General features: G+C 40.2%; 7 protein-coding genes and 1 pseudogene. 3 read left to right on the plus strand and 5 right to left on the minus strand.

Features of this window, described 5'->3' with window-relative positions:
• Window positions 1–115 precede the first annotated feature (115 nt).
• The 3 genes from ACM0OY_RS14165 to ACM0OY_RS14175 form a co-directional block, all read right to left on the minus strand.
• A complete protein-coding gene (locus tag ACM0OY_RS14165) occupies window positions 116–853 on the minus strand; it encodes a glycosyltransferase family 32 protein (RefSeq protein ID WP_414569478.1) in 738 nt (245 codons plus the stop codon).
• A gap of 187 nt (window positions 854–1,040) precedes the next feature.
• Window positions 1,041–1,253 (minus strand): MbtH family protein, encoded by a 213-nt coding sequence (locus ACM0OY_RS14170; RefSeq protein WP_335033007.1) that lies wholly within the window; start codon window positions 1,251–1,253, stop codon window positions 1,041–1,043.
• 36 nt (window positions 1,254–1,289) lie between these two features.
• Entirely contained in the window at window positions 1,290–7,790 is a 6,501-nt protein-coding gene (locus tag ACM0OY_RS14175; protein WP_414569479.1) for an amino acid adenylation domain-containing protein, read from the minus strand.
• Between the two features lie 568 nt (window positions 7,791–8,358).
• Between ACM0OY_RS14175 and ACM0OY_RS14180 the strand changes: the two genes are divergently transcribed.
• The 3 genes from ACM0OY_RS14180 to ACM0OY_RS14190 are packed head-to-tail and all read left to right on the plus strand — an operon-like array spanning window position 8,359 to window position 18,726.
• Complete coding sequence (locus tag ACM0OY_RS14180) at window positions 8,359–9,246, plus strand: hypothetical protein (RefSeq protein WP_414569480.1); 888 nt, start codon at window positions 8,359–8,361, stop codon at window positions 9,244–9,246.
• Window positions 9,247–9,252: 6 nt separating this feature from the next.
• Window positions 9,253–10,182 (plus strand): glycosyltransferase family 2 protein, encoded by a 930-nt coding sequence (locus ACM0OY_RS14185; RefSeq protein ID WP_414569481.1) that lies wholly within the window; start codon window positions 9,253–9,255, stop codon window positions 10,180–10,182.
• Between the two features lie 15 nt (window positions 10,183–10,197).
• Complete coding sequence (locus ACM0OY_RS14190) at window positions 10,198–18,726, plus strand: amino acid adenylation domain-containing protein (protein WP_414569482.1); 8,529 nt, start codon at window positions 10,198–10,200, stop codon at window positions 18,724–18,726.
• A 201-nt stretch (window positions 18,727–18,927) separates the two neighbouring features.
• Here ACM0OY_RS14190 and ACM0OY_RS14195 read toward each other — a convergent pair.
• Both ACM0OY_RS14195 and ACM0OY_RS14200 read right to left on the minus strand, forming a co-directional pair.
• Window positions 18,928–19,209 (minus strand): annotated as a pseudogene (locus ACM0OY_RS14195) (transposase family protein); the annotation flags it as partial.
• Between the two features lie 344 nt (window positions 19,210–19,553).
• Entirely contained in the window at window positions 19,554–20,141 is a 588-nt protein-coding gene (locus ACM0OY_RS14200; protein WP_414569483.1) for a hypothetical protein, read from the minus strand.
• Between the last annotated feature and the right edge of the window lie 4 nt (window positions 20,142–20,145).

Below are 20,145 nucleotides of genomic sequence, written 5' to 3' on the forward strand. Positions count from 1 at the left end.
ATACCAATTCTCCATGAAGATGCACTTAAATTCACAGAAATTGGTATTACATAAGTAGTACTGTTTTGATTTTTTTGAAGTGAGCTTCTTTTATAAACAAGCTCACGCGAAAGAATCACACAGTACCTTTGAGAAAAGAGCGAAAGAACCAGTATGGTTCTAAAAGCATACCGAATAAAACTCTGGTTATCTGGTGTTTTGCAGGCAACCAAGAAGTAGTCATGTGGTGTATGGTATAAGTCTCTGAGCTAGGCTGACTCTTGAAGATTTTGCCGTTTAGTTCCATTGGAGCACCTGGTTCAAAAATATATCCTGGGCATATACGAACTGTGGGACTTTCATGGAATTTACTTGCTACTACGGAATCATTTAACATGATAGGCCCGGTGCTGTAGCCCACATAATAAGGCATGGTATTTTGGGCTGAATTATCTTTGCGTTTTTGTAATTCATCGAAGACTTTTAGCCAGAGGGGATGCCCTGGAACACTTCCCATAATGGCATTACTAAAGCAAACTAATTTTGAAAGCACAAGCTCAAAATCTGCTAATAAATCATCAAGTGGTTTGAGGCATTCAATATCCATATCAATATAGAAGCCTCCATAATGGTGAAGGATGAAATAGCGTATGGCATCAAAACGTTGAATTTTATGGGGATAAGCATCAAATATTGGCAGAAACCAGGAATAATTATCTGCCATAAATTTCCTTGCTCTGGCTTCATCCCAAAATTGGTGTTCCCAATCAGGGTGATGATGCAAAACTGTTTGATGATAACGACGATATTTTTCTGGTATGGCTGCTTCTCCCAGAAAAAAAATCTGATGGATTATTTTGGGAATTTTAGTCATGGGGTATGTTGAGGAATGGACCGGGGAAATAGAGAAGAATTAGAGCGTTTTATTGAATAAATAGAATAAATTCCAGCGGCGAATTAACAAAATTATCTTATTTACCCAATAATTACCTTCAATTTTTCTTTACATGCTTCTTTTCTCTCCCCCTGCCTCTTCTAACTCCCCTGCTCCCCCTGCTCTCTTATTCCTGCATCGCCTGACGTAAACTTAAAGGACGCATATCTGTCCATACTTCTTCGATATAGGCTAAACATTCAGCTTTAGGGCCTTCTTTGCCTACTGATTTCCATCCTAATGGCAGTTCCTGTTTCCATTTCGGCCAAATTGAATATTGTTCTTCATGATTGACTACTACAAGATAAATAATTTCGTCGTTGTGTTCGTTGTTACTCATGATTTTTTAGGCTCCTTTATTTTGGTGATTGGTCTATTACCCATTACCTTTAACTAATATGCCGTCATCGCTTAAGTTTACGGAACGGCGTTGACGCGATGCTTTGGGAATATCGGCGGTTGTTTGCACAGATGGAGAAGCTGCTAGTAAAAGAGCGATCGCTTCTGGGGTGCGATGGGTGAATAATTGAGGTAGGGGAAACTCGGTTTGATAGCTTTGGCGCAAACGGATGGCTAATTGGGTAACTAGCAGGGAATCTCCGCCAATTTCAAAGAAATCATCGGTAATTCCTACCCGTTCTATTTGTAATAAACTAGCCATCAGGGAACAGATAGTTGCTTCTTGGTCATTTCTGGGTGCAATGTAAGGTTTATTTGTCCCACTCCAATCGGGTGCGGGTAAGGCTTTGTAGTCTACTTTGCCGTTAACTGTTAAGGGAATTGTTTCTAGTGGCACATAGACCACTGGAATCATATAGTCTGGTAATTTGCTCTTTAAAAACTCTGGTAAGACGGTTTTCAAATCTGAATCGGTATTAGAGATAAAGTAAGCAATTAGCCGATTATCTCCATTTGGAGCTTTCCTTACAGTGACTAAGGCTTCTTTTACTTGGGAGTGAGTGCTGATAACAGCGGCAATTTCACCTAGTTCAATACGAAAACCGCGTATTTTAACCTGCTGGTCGGCGCGTCCGAGATATTCTAGTTCGCCATTCGGTAGACGACGCGCTAAATCTCCACTGCGATATAGACGACTACCAAGAGTTTTGGCGTAGGGGTCGGGAATAAATCTCTCTGCACTTAAACGAGGCTGATGCAGATAACCCCGCGTCACTCCCGCACCGCCAATGTAGATTTCCCCAGGAACCCCTATCGGCATTGGTTCCAGGTTCTCATCTAAGATATAGAGATTTAAATCGGGAATCGATTGACCAATAACACTACCTTGATTGGCGTTTACATCTGCTTGGGTAATCGGTCTATAGGTGACATGAACGGTGGTTTCGGTAATCCCGTACATATTAATTAATCTCGGTTTTTCGTCGCCATATAACTCAAACCACGGTTGTAGGCTTGGTAGTTCTAAGGCTTCTCCCCCGAAAATGACGTAACGTAAAGGTAGCTTTTGTGTCTCTGATGTGGCTAATTGGATTAATTGCTTAAAGGCTGATGGAGTTTGATTTAATACCGTAACTTTGTGGTTTTGGAGCAGTTGGAAAAAGTCTTTTGGTGAGCGATTTGTCCAATAGGGGACTACGACTAGTTGACCGCCATATAGCAAAGCTCCCCACAGTTCCCAAACAGAGAAGTCGAAGGCGTAGGAGTGAAACAACGTCCAAACATCTGCGCTGTTAAATTCAAACCAGGATTGAGTGGCTTTGAGCAGGCGGATAACGTTGGCATGGGTAACGACACAACCTTTAGGTTTCCCTGTGGAACCACTTGTATAAATTATATAGGCTGGATGCTCTGGTAATATCTGGACTGCTAAGGACTTATGGCTTTGATTTTCTAGTTGGGTGGCTATATCTTCTAGAATGATAATTTCGGTATCACCTGCGGGAATTTGGGGAACGACTGAACGCTGGGTGATGAGTAGAGAAACGCCACTATCTTGTAATAGAAATTCTATACGATCGCTTGGATAACTAGTATCAACAGGAACATAAGCACCACCAGCTTTGAGAATTGCTAGGATGGCTATTACTAAATGTTCCGAACGTTCTAAACAAAGCCCTACAAGGGTTTCTGGTTTAACGCCTTTGCTTTTGAGGTAATGTGCAAGGCGATTGGAACAAGTATTTAATTCCGCAAAACTGAGAGCAGTTTCTTGGAAACAGAGGGCGGTTTTGTCTGCATATTGGGACACCGCTTGAGCAAAGGCAAAAACCAGGGTTTTGTCAGATAGATAACTGGCTGAGTCGAGATTGGAAGCTTGCAGTAGGCTTTGGCGTTCTTCAGAAGAGAGGAGCGATCGCTTGTGGTATGGTGTTTGTGGTTGAGTGGCAAGTTCAGTCAGGGCAGTTTGATAATACTTGCTATATTGCTCAACTTGTGCATCGCCAAACTGCTGCACGTCATAGATTAAATTTAATTGCAGGGCTGCACTTCCTGGAACCAGACAAAACTCTACTAAAAAGGGAAAGTCTGTCTCTTCAAAAATATCAACGTTGTTAACTTCAACTTGAGGTAGATTTAGCAGTCCTTCATATACGTGAAAATGGACGTAGTTGAATCCTACTTCAAATAAAGGACGCTGATCAATCAGGCGTTGCATCTCAGCTAATGGGAAATTCCGATAAGGGAGGATATCCCGTTCAGCACGGAAAACGGTTTGGATTAACTCTAACCAACTACCGGATGTTAATTCCATCCTCAACGGTATCGTATTGACGAACAAACCTAACAGATTTTCACTGTCAAGGGTTTCGGGTCGTCCATTGATGACATTACCAGTCACAACTTCATTTTGTCCAGTTAAAAAGGAGAGAACGCGCAGATGCACGGCTAAAAGCGCAGTTTTCAGAGGGACTCCAGCATTTTTGGCAAGTTTGTGGAGGCTATTAGCTAACTGCTCGTCAATAGGGATTGATAAGCGTTGCAGATGGCGTTGTAAAGACATGGAATGCTCTACATTCAGACGTGGGAGGGTGCTAACTTCCAAGTTGCTGAGATGTTTTTGCCAAAATTCTTGCAGTTGCTTGTCAGCGATCGCTTGTTGTTCTTGAGCGATAAAATCTCTGTAAGCAATCTCTGGAACTGTCAAGGCTGGAACATTTCCGGTTTCTAAATACTGAACATAACGTTGTAATAATTGCGTGAGTAATGTTGCGACACTCCAACCATCCAGAATGACGTGGTGAAAACTGAAGCTGAAGCTGAGTTGGTCATCTGAGAGTCGGTAAATCTGGAAGCGGAATAAGGGAGGTTTCGCGATATTAAAGGAGCGGGTTTTTTCAGACTCAATCCATTTGGCAACTTGCTGAGGTGCATTCGCTCCCAAATTACGCAAATCGACAACCGTTAAAGGTAATTCAACTTGAGCGTGAACAATTTGAATCGGCACGCTGTATCCTGTCCAGTGGAAAGAAGTCCGCAATACTGAATGTGCGCGGCAAATATCAGCGATCGCATTTTTCCAAGCTGCTTCTGAATAAGTAAGGCGTAAATCAAAGGTGAAAATTTGGTGGAAAATTGCCGAGTCAGGATGCATCTCACTGTGATAGAGCATTCCCCCCTGTAAACTAGAGAGGGGATAAGCATCTTCTGCATCTTTTGGTAAGCGCTGGCGATCGCTTTCTGATATAAGGTAAATACCCGTAGTTTCACTCAATGCAGTTGTAGTTAATACTGCTTTTTTAACAGCTAACTGCCGCACAGTTGCAAATTCATAGAGGTCTCTGGCGGAAATTGCAAAACCTGCTTTTTTAGCTTTGGCAATAACTTGCAAAGCCAAAATCGAATCACCGCCAATTTCAAAGAAATTATCGTCAATCCCGACTTTTTCCAGACCAAGGACTGCGGATACAATTGCACAGAAGCTTTCTTCATCAGCATTGCGGGGAGCTACATAGTCTTCTTCTACCCTTAAAAGGTTCCAATCGGCCGCAGGTAATGCTTGTGTATCAATTTTACCATTAACAGTCAAAGGAAAGGCTTCTAAACTTACGTAAGCTGCTGGTACCATATAATCAGGCAGCTTGGTTTTGAGGTACTGACGCAGTTCATTGGTATTAGGATGGGATTCCCCTGGAACATAATAAGCAATCAGCCTATTTTCTTCTTCCCATTCATCAGTCAAAATCAAAGCTTCACGAACTTGAAAATGGGACGTTAGCGCTGTTTGGATTTCTCCCAACTCAATCCGAAAACCGCGAATTTTGACTTGTCTATCTATTCTTCCTAAATATTCTAAATCTCCGTTAGGCAATCTCCGCGCTAAATCGCCACTGCGGTAAAGTCGTCCTTCTGCAAAAGGATTCGGTAAAAATCGTTCTGCTGTAAGTGCGGGACGATTTAAGTAACCGCCAGTCACCCCTGCACCGGCTACATAAATTTCTCCTGGTAATCCATCAACAACGGGTTCTAGCTTTTCATTGAGCAGGTATATTTGCAAGTCGGGAATCTCTGTACCGATTACACTAGCACGATTTTTGCTAAGGTCAGACTGGGAAATGGGGCGATAGGTGACGTGAACGGTGGTTTCTGTAATGCCGTACATATTAATTAAACGCGGGGTTTTATCCCCGTACCTTTCCAGCCAGGGACGCAGACTTGGCAAATCCAAAGCTTCACCGCCAAAGATAACATAGCGCAACGCCAGTTTTCCCACACTGGCTTCGTCGGCACGAATCAGTTGGTTGAAGGCGGAAGGAGTTTGATTCAGGACAGTTACTTTTTCTGTGGTGAGAAATTCGCGGAATGATTCTGGGGATCTACTCAACCAGAACGGAATAATAATCACTTTTCCCCCGTAGAGTAAAGCTCCCCACAATTCCCAAACGGAAAAATCAAAGGCGAAGGAGTGAAACAGCGTCCAAATATCTTGTTCGTTAAAGCCAAACCAAGCTTCTGTGGAACGCATTAACCGGATGGCGTTAGCATGGGTTACAACACAACCTTTGGGCGTACCAGTGGAACCACTCGTGTAAATTATATAAGCTGGAAATTCTGGTTTTAAGTAGATTGCTGGCGATGTATCTGGTTGATTGCTAAGTTCCTTTTCTATAGATTTGAGGGTAAATGCTACTACTTTTTTGTGAGTCAATTCTGATAAAATTGAGTCTTCAGAAATGAGTGCGAAAATCCCGCTATCTTGCAGAATTAGTTGCAGACGTGCAGAGGGAGAATTAGGATCTAGAGGAACATAGGCTGCACCAGCTTTCAGGATTCCTAGTATGGCAATAATTGTGTTTTCAGAACGTTCTAAACATAATCCTACTCGTGTTCCTGGCTGCACTCCTTGGCTTTGTAAATAATGAGCTAGGCGATTCGCCTTTGCATTGAGTTCGGCGTAGGTGAGCGTGATTTTGTTAAATTGAACTGCTGGATTTTCAGAATATTTGTTGGCCGTGCTATCAAAAGCGGAAATGAGTGTTTCTATGGTTGACGCGAAACCTAACCCCCTAATTTCCTTACCTTGTAGGAAAGGGGGAAGATTCAAAGCCTCTCCCCTTTTAGCGGAGAGGTTTTCCAAATCCCGTGAAATGTTTACTTCCGGTAATACAATAGAAAGGCTAGAAATGGTTTGTTCTAAATTTTCTCCAGCTTTATTAAACAGGTTTTGGAAGTTGGTAACTATCTGTTCTACTATCTCAGAATCTAGATAAGAAAGGTTGTAGTCAAAATCAATTTTGATGTCACTATGTTCCTCATATTCTCGCACATAGATAATCAGTGGAACTTTTTGTTGACGACTGTAGAGAGGAACACAGCTTGTTTTAGTATCAGCAAAACATTCGTTGTAATCGTGCCTTTCGTAGGAAAGATAAACTTCAAATAAATGGTCTTTGCTGCTTGGTTGTAAGCCAGAGATTCGCTTTATTTCTCCTAAGGGAAAGCTTTGATGGCGATAGTCTTGCCGCAATAGAGAGCGGATTTGATCTAGAAGTTCATGGATTGTTTTATTGCCATCGATCTCCACCCAGAACGGAATAGTGCTGACAAATAAACCAATGGCATCCTTGAAGCTTTTTTTATTGCGATTTAAAAGAGACAAACCAATAACTAAATTACTTTTATTATAGCGTTTAGTTAAATAAATTGTAACTAAACTTAAAATAAGATGAAAGACATTCGATTGAATATTTTGGCAAAGAGTATTAACCCGGTTATATTGCTCACGAGAAATATAAATAGATTGACGGTTTCCCATCAATTCTTGGGGCTTAATTTGAGGAAAAATCTTAGATGAAACCTGTTTGAGGCGTTGCTGCCAATATTCGCGATCGCGCTGAAAATTCTTGGATTCTAAATACTCTGATTCTTCCTGAAGATATTCAATTAAAGACCAATTTCTTTCTATTTGATTATCCGCACCTTTGTTGATAATTTGATTGTAAGTCTTGATAACTTCCCTGAAGAAAATAGAGGTTCCCCAACCATCAGTAATAGCATGATGATATTTAGCAAAAATAATATGTTTTTGGTTGTTGGTACGAATTAGTTGAAAAGCCACAAGTGGGGAATTTTTCCCAAAGCTAAAAGGCATGAAAAATTGCCTGTTTATATACTCTTCGGCATCTCGTTCACTATTTTCATGACTTGAAAAATCAACTAAAGTAACCTTTGCATCTTGGTGCGGTGCAATTGTCTGCAAAGGCTTACCTTCAGATTCATAAATTCGCGTTCGTAAACCTGGATGGCAACGAATTACTTTGTTAATAGCATAATTGAAAACTTCAATATCAAAAGCACCCTGAACCGTGACAACTGCACCGATATTCAGATGGGAACCTTCCGACCACATCATTTGGTCGATATAAATTTCTCTTTGATTGATTGATAATGGAAATATTTTATTCACAGTGTCTGTCATAATTCCTGAAATAAATTAACCTTTCTCAGGGACAAAAGCTATAGCATAATTGGCTTTGATCCCAAGTTAATATTTACTAAGCACACACGGAGTGAAAAATCTACTGTTTCTACAGAATATATACAACTGAGTTAATTATTTAACGCTTACCCTCAACTTGACACAAAACAGTAAAGTATCAAAATTAACTATGTAAGCCCTGTCATTGATAAATATGGATTAGCTCATTTTAATTAGAATGTTTTCATTTTGATAATTTTCTCACAAAAGCTATAACTACAACTTATTATTAGTCAAAGTGTGATTGACAAGAAGATAATTATATGAAATATATGATGATGTCAACACCATAATGTAAAAAATTTATCTTGCTCTGCAATTGAGGCAGGCTGTTTTATGCTGACGCCCAAGTCTTGAGAGGTAAAATTTTCCCAAAAATATTGTGAGTCTACAAGTGCAAAGGGCTGGAACTTCTACTAATACAGACTATAAACACTGTATGTCTGCTTTGAGCGCAACGAGTAAATCGGTTTCAAGATTTTTAACCCAGAAATTTTAAGTAAAGACTATGCCTAAAAGAGTCATTTCTAAAGAACCCCTGTTTAACTTTCTTGACATTCATGTATCGGAAATAGAGAAACATCCCAGCGCTCTCCAAGATATGTTGTACAACCGCAGTTTCGAGGGTATGATTATCCGCGAGGTGTTGCCTCAAAATGTCGTCGAGCAGGTCGTCAATCGCCTAGAGAACAATGAAGGCGGCATGAGTTCGATCCTAGACTCTAAGTTTGCCGATATGGCTAAAGGGCCTTATAGTTTCGGTGAAAACATTATCTTTTGCGATCCTAACTTGCAGCACTACTTTGATTATGCAGCAATCTTCCGGCAGAAGTGTCGCATATTATTCCAAGGGACGGTTGACTTTGAGAACCGAGTGGAGTCGGTGTTTAAATTTCTTTCCAGCGTCAAGAAAGTGCAAGTTCCCACCGGACCTGAAGGGCAGACTTACATTCCAGCTACTATCAGGAAGTTGCCCAAGGGACACGAGTTTACGATCCACGTTGGCAACGATTTCTTGAACAAGCCTCAAAGTGACCATTTAAGAACCCTGGTCGATATCACTGACCAGTTGAGCTTCTACATCCCCCTTACTCTCCCCGAAGGTGGCGGCGATCTGATCGTCTACGGACTGGAATGGGACGGCGAACCCTTACCCTTTCAAGACGCAAGCTCAGAAAGCGGGTATAGTTCTTGGACATATCAACAATCACATCAGCCATTTGTTGAGCAGTATGGAAGCATGACCTTTGCACCCGGTCTTGGAGATATGATGCTATTCGATGGTGGTCGATTTTACCACTGTATCGCTCCGACAGTTGGCGATCGCGCCAGGATAACCATTGGTGGATTTCTCACCTTTTCTAAGGAGCATGATGCTATTTACTACTGGAGCTAATCCCGTATGACTAAAGTGAGTATTATTACTCCTTGTTACAACGCAGAAAAATACGTCGGAAAGGCAATAGAAAGTGTGCGTGCCCAAACCTTCAACAACTGGGAGCATATTGTAATAGATGATGGCAGTACTGATAATTCTGCCCAAGTCATTGCATCCTATACCAAAATAGAGCCACGCCTGCGGTTAATCAGACAACCCAATGGTGGTGTTTGTAATGCCCGTAACAATGGCTTTAAAGAGTGTTTTCCCCAGACGCAATACTTACTATTTTTTGATGCCGATGACTACTTAGAACCGCAGATGCTAGAGGTAATAGTTAAATACCTTGACCAACATCCTCATGTTGGTGTTGCCTACAGCGATTATTGGCATATTGACGAAGATGATAGGATTTTGCCCAGAAATTCTTATTCTCGGTATATTCCTTCTAGTTTTGGAATAAAAGAGCTGCCTTATGAAACACCTGAGACACCTTTGGTAGCTGTTGGTTCAGGAGCGGCAATTGTCATGGAAAGCGGTTCTGTGCTGCGGCGATATATTTATGAAAAAACATCGGGATGGGATGAGTCGTTGGGACAGGGTGGAGAAGGAATTGATCTATTTCTTCAATTTGCGCTGTTTAGCGAGATCCATTTTGTACCGAAAAACCTGTATAAATATCGTCAATATCCGGCTCAATCCCATCGATTAGTAGACGATCGAGCTCAAGCTCGAAAGCTCATTGCTAAGTGGAAAGAAGGAAAATGGTTGACTCAAGAGCAAAAAGCCAAAGTAGCTCAAGTCCTGTGGTTTTATGAAAAAAGATTAATGGCTTTATTCGAGATGCAATCTGGAACAGACTTGATGCGGCGTGGACAATTTATTACAGCATTAAGGTTATACCTGGAAGCTGGGAAAAAGTATTTTATGTCATTTTTTCCAGCGTCACTTTAAAATAGACTTAATATTATGATGAATTATTCAGAAATCAACGATATCGAAATTTTACAATTCCTTCTAGAAGAGGAAGGAATTGAACTAGAAAAAGACCAGCTTTTAATTCCGCGCCGCAGCCTTACCCAAGCACCTCCTTCTTTTCAACAAAGGCGCTTGTGGTTTCTTTATGAATTAGAACCTACATCTTCTGCTTATAATATTTGTTCTGTATTCAGTCTAAATGGAGATTTGCGGGTAGAGGCTTTGCAGCAAGCCTTTAAACAATTGCAGCAGCGACATGAAAGCCTGCGAACCACATTTATAGCAATTGATGGAGAACCCTGGCAACGGATTCATCCACATCCTTTAGCTGAAATTGTATTAGAAGATTGGAGTAAAAATACAAAAGAAACTGATAAACTAATCTTAACAATAGCACATTCTGAAGCTGAATATACCTTTGATTTAGAAACAGGGCCATTGGTGCGATCGCGCCTTTTTCAGCTAGCATCAAAACAATACATACTCACCCTCACTCTTCATCATACCATTGCTGATGCTTGGTCAATTGGCGTTTTTTTACAAGAAATTGCTGTTCTTTACCAATTGGCTATTCAAAAAGATGAAACAGCACTCCCAGATTTAAAAATTCAATACGCCGATTATGCCTTATGGCAACAAGAAACATTTAATTATTTAGCTTTGCAAGATAGTCTTGCTTATTGGGAAAAACAACTAGCAGAATTACCAATTTTGCAATTTCCCATTGATTTTACTAGACCCCGCCTCCAATCATTTCGGGGAGATTTGGTGAAATTTTCTTTACCAATTTCTCTCACAAATGCTATTCGTACCTTCAGCCAAAAAGAAGGTATCACTTTATTTATGACCCTGATGGGTGCTTTCCAGATTCTTTTAGCGCGTTACACCGGACAAGAGGATATACCAGTCGGTACTTCCATCGCCAATCGTCCGGGAATCGATGCTGAAAAACTCATTGGTTTTTTCGTCAATATGTTGGTGATTCGCACCGATTTATCAGACGAACCTAGTTTTCGCAAGCTGCTAAATAGAGTCAGAGAAACGGTACTAGAGGCTTTTGAACATACAGAAGTACCATTTGAAACCTTAGTAGACCGCTTGCATCTTGAACGGGATACTAGCCGCAACCCTTTATTTCAAATTGCGTTTACTTTATTAAATGCACCTAAGCCGCAATTTAGTACAGGTGATTTAGAAGTTTCCATATTAGCAACTCAAGAAGCGGCTCGTTTTGATTTAGAGTTGTTTATCACCGAAAGCGAAGAACAGCTAAATGGGGTTTTATCCTACAACGTAGATTTATTTAAAAGAGAAACTGTAGAAAGATTTGCACGTCATTTTTGCCAACTTCTAGAAAATTTAATAGCGCAACCGGATATACCCGTAAGCCGCTTACCTTTTCTGCTGACTGAAGAATTATCTCAATTAATTCCAGCTACACCTCGCCAAACTTTTCCCGTGCAATCTTGTTTGCATGAAATATTTAGTCAACAAGCAAAGTTGCGTCCCCAACAAACAGCGTTAATATTTGAAAATCAAACTCTTACTTATGCACAATTAAATCATCGCGCTAACCAATTAGCACATCATTTAATTAATCTTGGTGTCAAACCAGAATCACGAGTGGGACTGTGGCTATCTCGTTCCTTGGATTTGGTCGCTTCTATTTTGGCGATTTTGAAAGTCGGTGGGGTTTATGTTCCCTTCGATCCCGATTATCCGAGCGATCGCATCGCTTATATGATTGAAGATAGTCAAGTTGCAGTTTTGCTTACCCACACCCAATTTAAAGAGCAAATTCCAACTCACCAAGCTACTGTTATATTTATTGATAATTGCGAAGCTGAACTAGCAAAATTACAAACAACAGAACCAAAAGTTTTAGTTCAGCCAGATAACGCAGCTTATATTATTTACACCTCCGGTTCCACAGGAAAACCCAAAGGAGTCGTTGTTACCCATCGTCATGTTGTGCGTTTAATGTTGGCTACTGAAAAATGGTTCAATTTTAACGCCAAAGATGTGTGGACGCTCTTTCATTCCTGCGCCTTTGATTTCTCTGTTTGGGAAATTTGGGGCGCTCTTTTCTTTGGTGGTCGTTTAATAATTGTACCTTATTTAGTAAGTCGTTCTCCCGAAGAATTTTATAACTTGCTGTGCGATGCCAAAGTCACAGTTTTAAACCAAACACCTTCAGCATTTAGACAATTAATGCAAGCAGAAGAAATACTTTGTCGGGAAGGGGAACTAGAATTACGCTATGTAATTTTTGGTGGAGAAGCGCTTGATTTAGCAAGTTTAGAACCTTGGTTTGAACGCCATGATGATCAGCTTCCGTTACTAGTAAATATGTATGGAATTACGGAAACCACCGTTCACGTTACCTACCGTCCGATTCGCTTAAGGGATGTAAAACAACGTCTTGGTAGTTTAATTGGCGAACCGATTCCCGACCTTTCTCTATATATTTTAGATCGTCACTGCCAACCCGTTCCTATTGGGGTAGTTGGTGAAATGTATGTTGGTGGTGCGGGTGTAACTCGCGGTTATTTTAACCGTCCGCAATTAACCGCAGAACGGATGATTCCCAATCCATTTAACAATTTAAAACCAGAACGCCTCTACAAAACTGGTGATTTAGCTCGTTTTCTTGAGAACGGCGAAATTGAATATATAGGACGTAACGACCATCAAGTTAAAATTCGTGGCTTTCGCATCGAATTGGGAGAAATTGAAGGAGTTATCAAACGTCATCCAAGGGTGCGCGATGCTTTAGTAATTGTCTGGGAAGAAAGCAAAGAAGATGTGAGAATAGCCGCTTACATAGTTCCCAAAGATCAAATTTCAGACTATGAAACTTTGAAGCAGGAACAAACCCAAGAATGGCAATATACCTTTAACGAAACCTATCGTCATAATGAAACTGAAGCCAACGAAGCCTTTAACATCACTGGTTGGAATAGTAGTTATGATAATCAACCCATTCCCGCCGCCGATATGCGTCAATGGCTAAATAATACCCTGGCGCGAATCCAAGCACTCAAACCCCAACGGGTTCTAGAAATTGGCTGCGGTACGGGGATGATTTTATTGAATATTGCTACTCAGGTAAAATCGTATTGGGGAACTGATTTTTCCCAGGAAGCAATTAGACGATTGACAAATATTATTCAAAATCGCTCGTGGAATCATGTAAATTTACTGACGCGAGAAGCCAGTGATTTTTCCCAAATTACTGATTTTGAATTCGATACTATTATTATTAATTCTGTAGCTCAATATTTCCCATCTATTGAGTATTTACAGCAGGTAATTGCAGGCGCTTTGGAAATATTAGCACCGGGAGGGAGTCTGTTTATTGGCGATAATCGTAATTTCTCACTTTTAAATTATTTTCATACCAGCGTTGCTTTTTATCAAGCTGATGACAAGACAAATAGGGAAAGTTTTAAAACCCAAGTTCGGCGGCTAGTAGAAACAGAAAATGAATTAGTAGTCGATCCAACTTTCTTCGTCAATCTGACCAAATTTTTCCCCAATTTAGAAGCGGTAGAAGTTCACTTAAAAGAGGAAAATAGCCACAACGAACTGACTAAATATCGTTATGATGTCGTCTTACACAAGTTAGGTGCGTCACCCAATGATGTTATAGAACCTGTTTGGAAAAATTGGGAAGCAGTTTTGCAATTAGACGATTTACGTCAGGAAATTATTGGATCAGGTGCAATTGGCTGGCGTGGAATTCCCAATGCACGTTTAATTAAAGATGAAGCAGTTTTACAGTGGATGGAGGGAAATGATAGAAAAAATACAATTGAGAATTTACGCGAATCCATCGATAAAATTAACTTAGACCAAACAATCGATCCAGCAGATTTATCTGCTCTAGCTAAAGAGATAGGTTGTCAGTTAACTATTAGCTACTCTCCAGATTTGAGTCCGAGTTATTTTGACGTTTGCTTCTATCCAACAACAGATGGAAAACACCGCTCTCCAGTAATGCCAATTACTAGTATAGTCCCTACTCAAGCTACTAATTCTTACTGGATTGATCCGCTCAAAGGACGTTTTGCAAAAACGCTAATTTCCCAGTTAAAAGAACAGGTACGGGAAGAATTACCAGAATATATGCGTCCGTCTTCCTTTGTGCTTCTAGAAAGCTTCCCGATGACTCCGAGCGGTAAACTGGATTGGCGTGCTTTACCTGCACCAGAGCGAGATTTAGCACTTAGTAAACAAGCTTTTGTTCAAGCCACAACTCCCACCCAAACAAGACTATGCACCCTCTGGCTTGATGTGCTAGGTATTGATAACATCGGCGTGACAGACGATTTCTTCCATTTAGGAGGACATTCTCTTTTAGCAACTAAGTTAGTTTCTCGGATTCGTGAAGAATTTAATTTAGCCTTACCGTTAAGAAAAGTTTTTGAACATTCAACGATCGCAGGTTTAGCTGAGGAAATTGAGCGCTTGGCTGTGGTGAGCGATTCTACAAGTACGCTTCAAGATATTATTCCACAAATTACCCACCGAGAAAACTTACCGCTTTCTTTTTCTCAAGCACGACTCTGGTTTTTAGATTGGTTGGAACCGAATAATCCTGCTTACAATATTGCGATCGCATTTCGTTTGCATGGAGATTTGAATCAAAAGGCATTACACCGCAGTTTACAAGAAATAATTCAACGTCATGAAGTATTACGCACAACTTTTGAGACTAAGGACGGAGTTGCTGTACAAGTTATTCATGAATCCGATGAAGTGCCGTTGACGCCGATAAATCTGAGCCATTTAGAACCGGAAAAGCAGGAAGAAGCAGTTAAAAAATTAATTAGAGAAGCAATTATTTCTCCCTTCAATCTTCGCACACTGCCTTTACTGCGCGTCCATCTCTATCAGTTAAATGAGGACGTTCATGTTTTTGTCTTAGTAATACACCATATTATTTCTGATGGTTGGTCATTGGGTTTAATGATTAAGGAATTATCCTTATCTTATGCAGCATTTTGCCAGGGTGATGCATCGCCTTTATCAGCTTTATCTCTACAATATGGAGAATTTGCCCATTGGCAGCGAACAACTTTTGAGCAAACCCAACTACCTGCACAACTGGCTTATTGGAAAGCAAAACTTGGTGGAAAAATCGAAACTTTAGAGCTACCGACTGATTTTCCTCGTCCTGCGATCGCAGGTTATCAAGGCGCTACTGTATCTTTTACGATTAACAGAGAAGTGAGCGATCGCTTGCAGAAGTTATGCGAATCTCAAGGTGCTACCCTATTTATGGGATTGTTAGGGGTATTTAGCACCCTGTTAATGCGTTATTCGGGACAGCAGGATTTATTAATTGGTACGCCCATTGCTAACCGAAATCACAAACAAATTGAAGAACTAATTGGCTTTTTTGTCAATACTTTGGTCATCAGAACTGATTTAACTGGCAATCCTGATTTTAATACATTACTGTTGCGAATCAAGGAAGAAACGCTCCAAGCTTATGCCCATCAAGATGTACCCCTAGAAAAAATTGTTGAAGAACTACATCCAGAAAGAAATCTCAGCCATCATCCCTTATTCCAGGTGATGTTTGTTTTACAAAATGCCCCAATGGGCAACTTGGAATTACCTAATTTGAGCCTTATTCCCTTGGAATTAGAACAGGTGACCGCTAAGTTTGATTTAACTCTATTAATGATAGAGACAGAAGCAGGAATTCAGGGAACATGGGAATATAGAACCGATTTATTTGATGTAACAACAATTAACCGGATGGTGGGACATTTTCAAACCTTGCTAGAAAGTATTGTTGCTAATCCCAAACAGCGAATTACACAATTACCTCTACTAACAGCAACTGAGCAAAATCAATTATTGGTAAATTGGAATCAGACTCAAGTTGAGTATCCCCAAGATAAGTGCCTTCACCAATTATTTGAATTGCAGGTAGAGAAGACACCAGATGCAATAGCTGTGGTGTTTGAAAACGAAAATATGACTTACGGGGAGTTGAATAAACGGGCGAATAAATTGGCGCATTATCTGCATTCAGTAGGGGTAAAATCAGATGTACTGGTTGGTATTTGCGTTGAGCGATCGCTAGAAATGGTAATTGCGTTGTTGGGTATTCTTAAAGCTGGTGGCGCTTATGTCCCCATCGATTCAGCTTATCCCCAAGAGCGGATAAATTTCATCCTAGAAGATGCTCAGACACCAGTCTTATTGACTCAACAAAAACTACTGGAAAAAGTTGATGTTCCAGACAATATACAGATTATTTGTTTAGATACTGACTGGGAAATCATTACCCAACAAAGTGCAGAAAACCCAGTTAATGAAGTATTAGCGGAAGACTTAGCCTATACCATTTACACATCTGGTTCCACAGGTAAGCCCAAGGGAGTAATGATCTCTCACCGCGCTATTTGCAATCATATGTTTTGGATACAAGCAACATTTCCCATGACGGAAGCAGACAAACTGCTCCAGAAAACTCCCTTAAGTTTCGATCCTTCTGTCTGGGAATTATACGCACCATTGTTAGTAGGCGCACAGTTGGTTATAGCTCGTCCAGGAGGTCATCAGGATAGTGCTTATCTAATTAAAATCATTAACGAACAGAAAATTACTTTTGTTCAATTTGTTCCATCGTTACTACAAATGATCTTAGAACAAGGAGGAATTGAAACTTGTAATTCTCTAAAAAACGTCTTCTGTGGGGGCGAAACTTTGCCAGTTTCTCTGCAAGAAGGTTTGTTTAGTAAACTAAATGTCAACTTTCACAATCTCTATGGCCCAACTGAAGTTTGTATCAATACAACCTTCTCAACTTGTCAGCCTGGAATTAATCAAAAAATTGTTCCAATTGGTCGCCCAATTTCTAACAACCAGATTTATATTCTCGATCAGAATTTACAACCAGTTCCTATTGGTGTTCCTGGTGAACTGCACATTGGTGGTGCTGGACTGGCGCGGGGTTATTTAAACCGTTCAGAGTTAACCGCCGAAAAATTTATTCCCAATCCTTTTAATAATTCAAAATCAGAACACCTCTATAAAACAGGTGACTTAGCCCGTTATCTCCCTAATGGCAATATAGAATTTTTGGGGCGTATTGATAACCAAGTAAAAATTCGGGGTTTACGCATCGAATTAGGAGAAATTGAAGGGGTATTAAATCAACATCCAGATGTCCTCAATGCAGTGGTGATTACTTTTCCAGATTCAGTAGGAAGCCAATGCCTAGTTGCATACATTGTCCCCTCAACCGAGCAACTTACTTCTGTAAATAAGCTACGTACTTTCCTAAAAGAAAAATTACCTGATTACATGGTGCCTGCACACTTTTTTATCTTAGATTCTCTACCTTTAACACCTAATGGCAAAGTTGACCGAAAGGCACTATGTGCACTTAATTTTGAAAGAAATATCGACTCCAGCCAACAAATTCTGCCTCGGACAGCCTTAGAGCATAAATTAGTTCAAATCTGGGAAGAAATACTACAAGTTAACCCTATTGGCGTTACTGAAAACTTCTTTGACTTAGGTGGACATTCGCTATTAGCTATTCGGTTAATAGCAACAATTGAACAGCGGTTAGGATGTAATCTATCTGTTATTACTTTATTCCGGGAAGGTACAATAGAGAAGATGGCGGCTTTACTGGAGCAAGAGCGTTCAAGCAGTGATTTAGATGTTATAGTTCCTTTACAAACTAAGGGCTATTTACCCCCCTTATTTCTCATACATCAAGCAGGTGGTTATGCCCTTTCCTACTCCATACTTGCTCAAGCTTTGGGTCAAGAACGTCCAGTTTATGCACTTCAGGCAAAAGGTTTAAATGGGAAACAACTGCCTTTAGATACTATCGAAGCAATGGCTGCTAGTTACTTGAAGGCAATTCGAGAAATCCTGCCTTTTGGCCCATATTTGCTAGGTGGTCACTCTTTGGGAGGACTGATTGCTTTCGACATGGCTTCCCAATTAGAAGCTAGGGGAGAACAGGTTGAGCATCTGTTAATTATCGATACCCATCCACCATTACCTACTCCAAAAATTGAGGCCTCCCTTGAAGATGATGCTGCTATTCTTTGCTTTATTGTTGAGCAAATCGGACTGCATTTTGATAAAAATATAAGTGTTACTTGTGAGGAACTTTCGCCTTTAGGTAAAGCGGCTCAATTTAATTATGTACTGCAAATTTTGCAACACCACAAACTAATTCCTGCTGATTCGGGACGCAATATAATTTTCGGCTTACTCAACGTTTACAAAGCTAATTTGCACGCAAGTCTGCGTTATCAGCCACAACCCATTAAAGCTGCTATCTCACTGTTCAAAACTGCATCGTTAGCAGAACAGTTTCCAGATGACCCTACTGTGGCTTGGGGGCAATTAACCAAAGATCGAGTGCGCGTTTGTTTTGTAGCTGGTGAACATCAAACAGTTTTGAAAGAACCTCATGTCAGGAAACTTGCAGCAGAAATTGCAGAGATATTATCGCCGATTTCTCACAAAATCTGAAAAAAAGAGAACTCTTGCATAAATATTTTTTGATATAATGAAGGGTTATTTATTTCGCTACCAAAGTAAGTTCAAATAGCCAGAAAATACTAAATTTTTTATATTAACTGAGGCTGAAGAATACAAAATCAAAAACTTGATATAGTGAATTGATTCAGCAATTAGTTAGCTGCTGAATTTTATCATTAATTTTGTTTGATTTTAGGCTTTTAAAGCTAATTCATAATTGTAAATTCCGGCAATTAAATTAGACATTAATCCAAATCTCCGATGACGATTTCGGTATTGATTAGATAAAATATTAAAGATTTTTAGACGACGATTAACGTGTTCAACAACAATGCTTAATCGATTAAGTTGTCCATTATATTGCTTCTGTTCTTTTGTCAACTTTTTACCTCTTGGCTTTTTTATTGGTGTTTCACTCAATTGATGAATTTTATTAATCCCTTGATAGCCTTTATCTGCTATGATTTTCGTAAGGATTCAGGTGGCAGAGTATTGACAAAGGGAACACTTGAGGGGAAGTATCACAAATATGAACCAAAGCCTGCCTCAAGATTTATATCAACGTAGGTTTTTAATTTCTATCAATGTCAAATACTTGCTGTGTAGTCTTTTTGGATCTCTCAAAAAGATAAATTCCTGTGGCTTATCTGGATAAATATGTCATTAAAGTAACTAAGCATATAAAATATTGATTTAGCGCTCGCTCTCCCGGTGGGTCATCCCACAAAATCGCATTGCTCCCGTAGTCATCTGCACTTCAAGGGGTATATGCCTCCCAAACCTTTAGCTGGCTTGGTTTTGTGATGATTGTCGCCCCCTCAAGTATAAGGCAATACAATCTCGAAAAACTCAGCTTGACCGGCATGATAACGAATGCTGTCTTGCGATGAATACACTTCGTTACCTTGTTTATCGTTAACCCGGATGTATAAATCCGGTTTTTTTTCGATAATATCGGCAAAATCACATTGGTGATAAATCACGGCAAAGTCACCAAATTCGTCTGTTTCTATATCGCCAAGCAGGTCATCATAAACATAATCACGGTCGAATATACGTACCCGTACTCCCGAAACTGGGTTACCTTGGGCATCGATAACTGTGCCAAATACTACCCACTCACCTGGTTTAACTTGGGGGCGGCGTTGCGTGCGAGTAACGGTAGTTTGCAAATTTTGCTGGAGTTGATTGGCGAAGGAAGCGGCTTCCCGCAAGCCAATTACTTGGGGATGATTTTCTCCTAATGTTGCTTTTAGCCTAGCTTCTGCACCGGCTAAACGGGTTGCGCGTTGTTGCTGCAAACTGGCAAGTTGAGTAAAGTTAGCAATGGTTGCATCGTTAGTTTGCTTTTGCAATTCATTAAAGAGATTCTGAATATTATCTAAGGGAATATCATTGGCGTTCATATAT

Source organism: Nostoc sp. CCY 9925 (genome assembly GCF_963920935.1).
Classification (GTDB): domain Bacteria; phylum Cyanobacteriota; class Cyanobacteriia; order Cyanobacteriales; family Nostocaceae; genus Nostoc.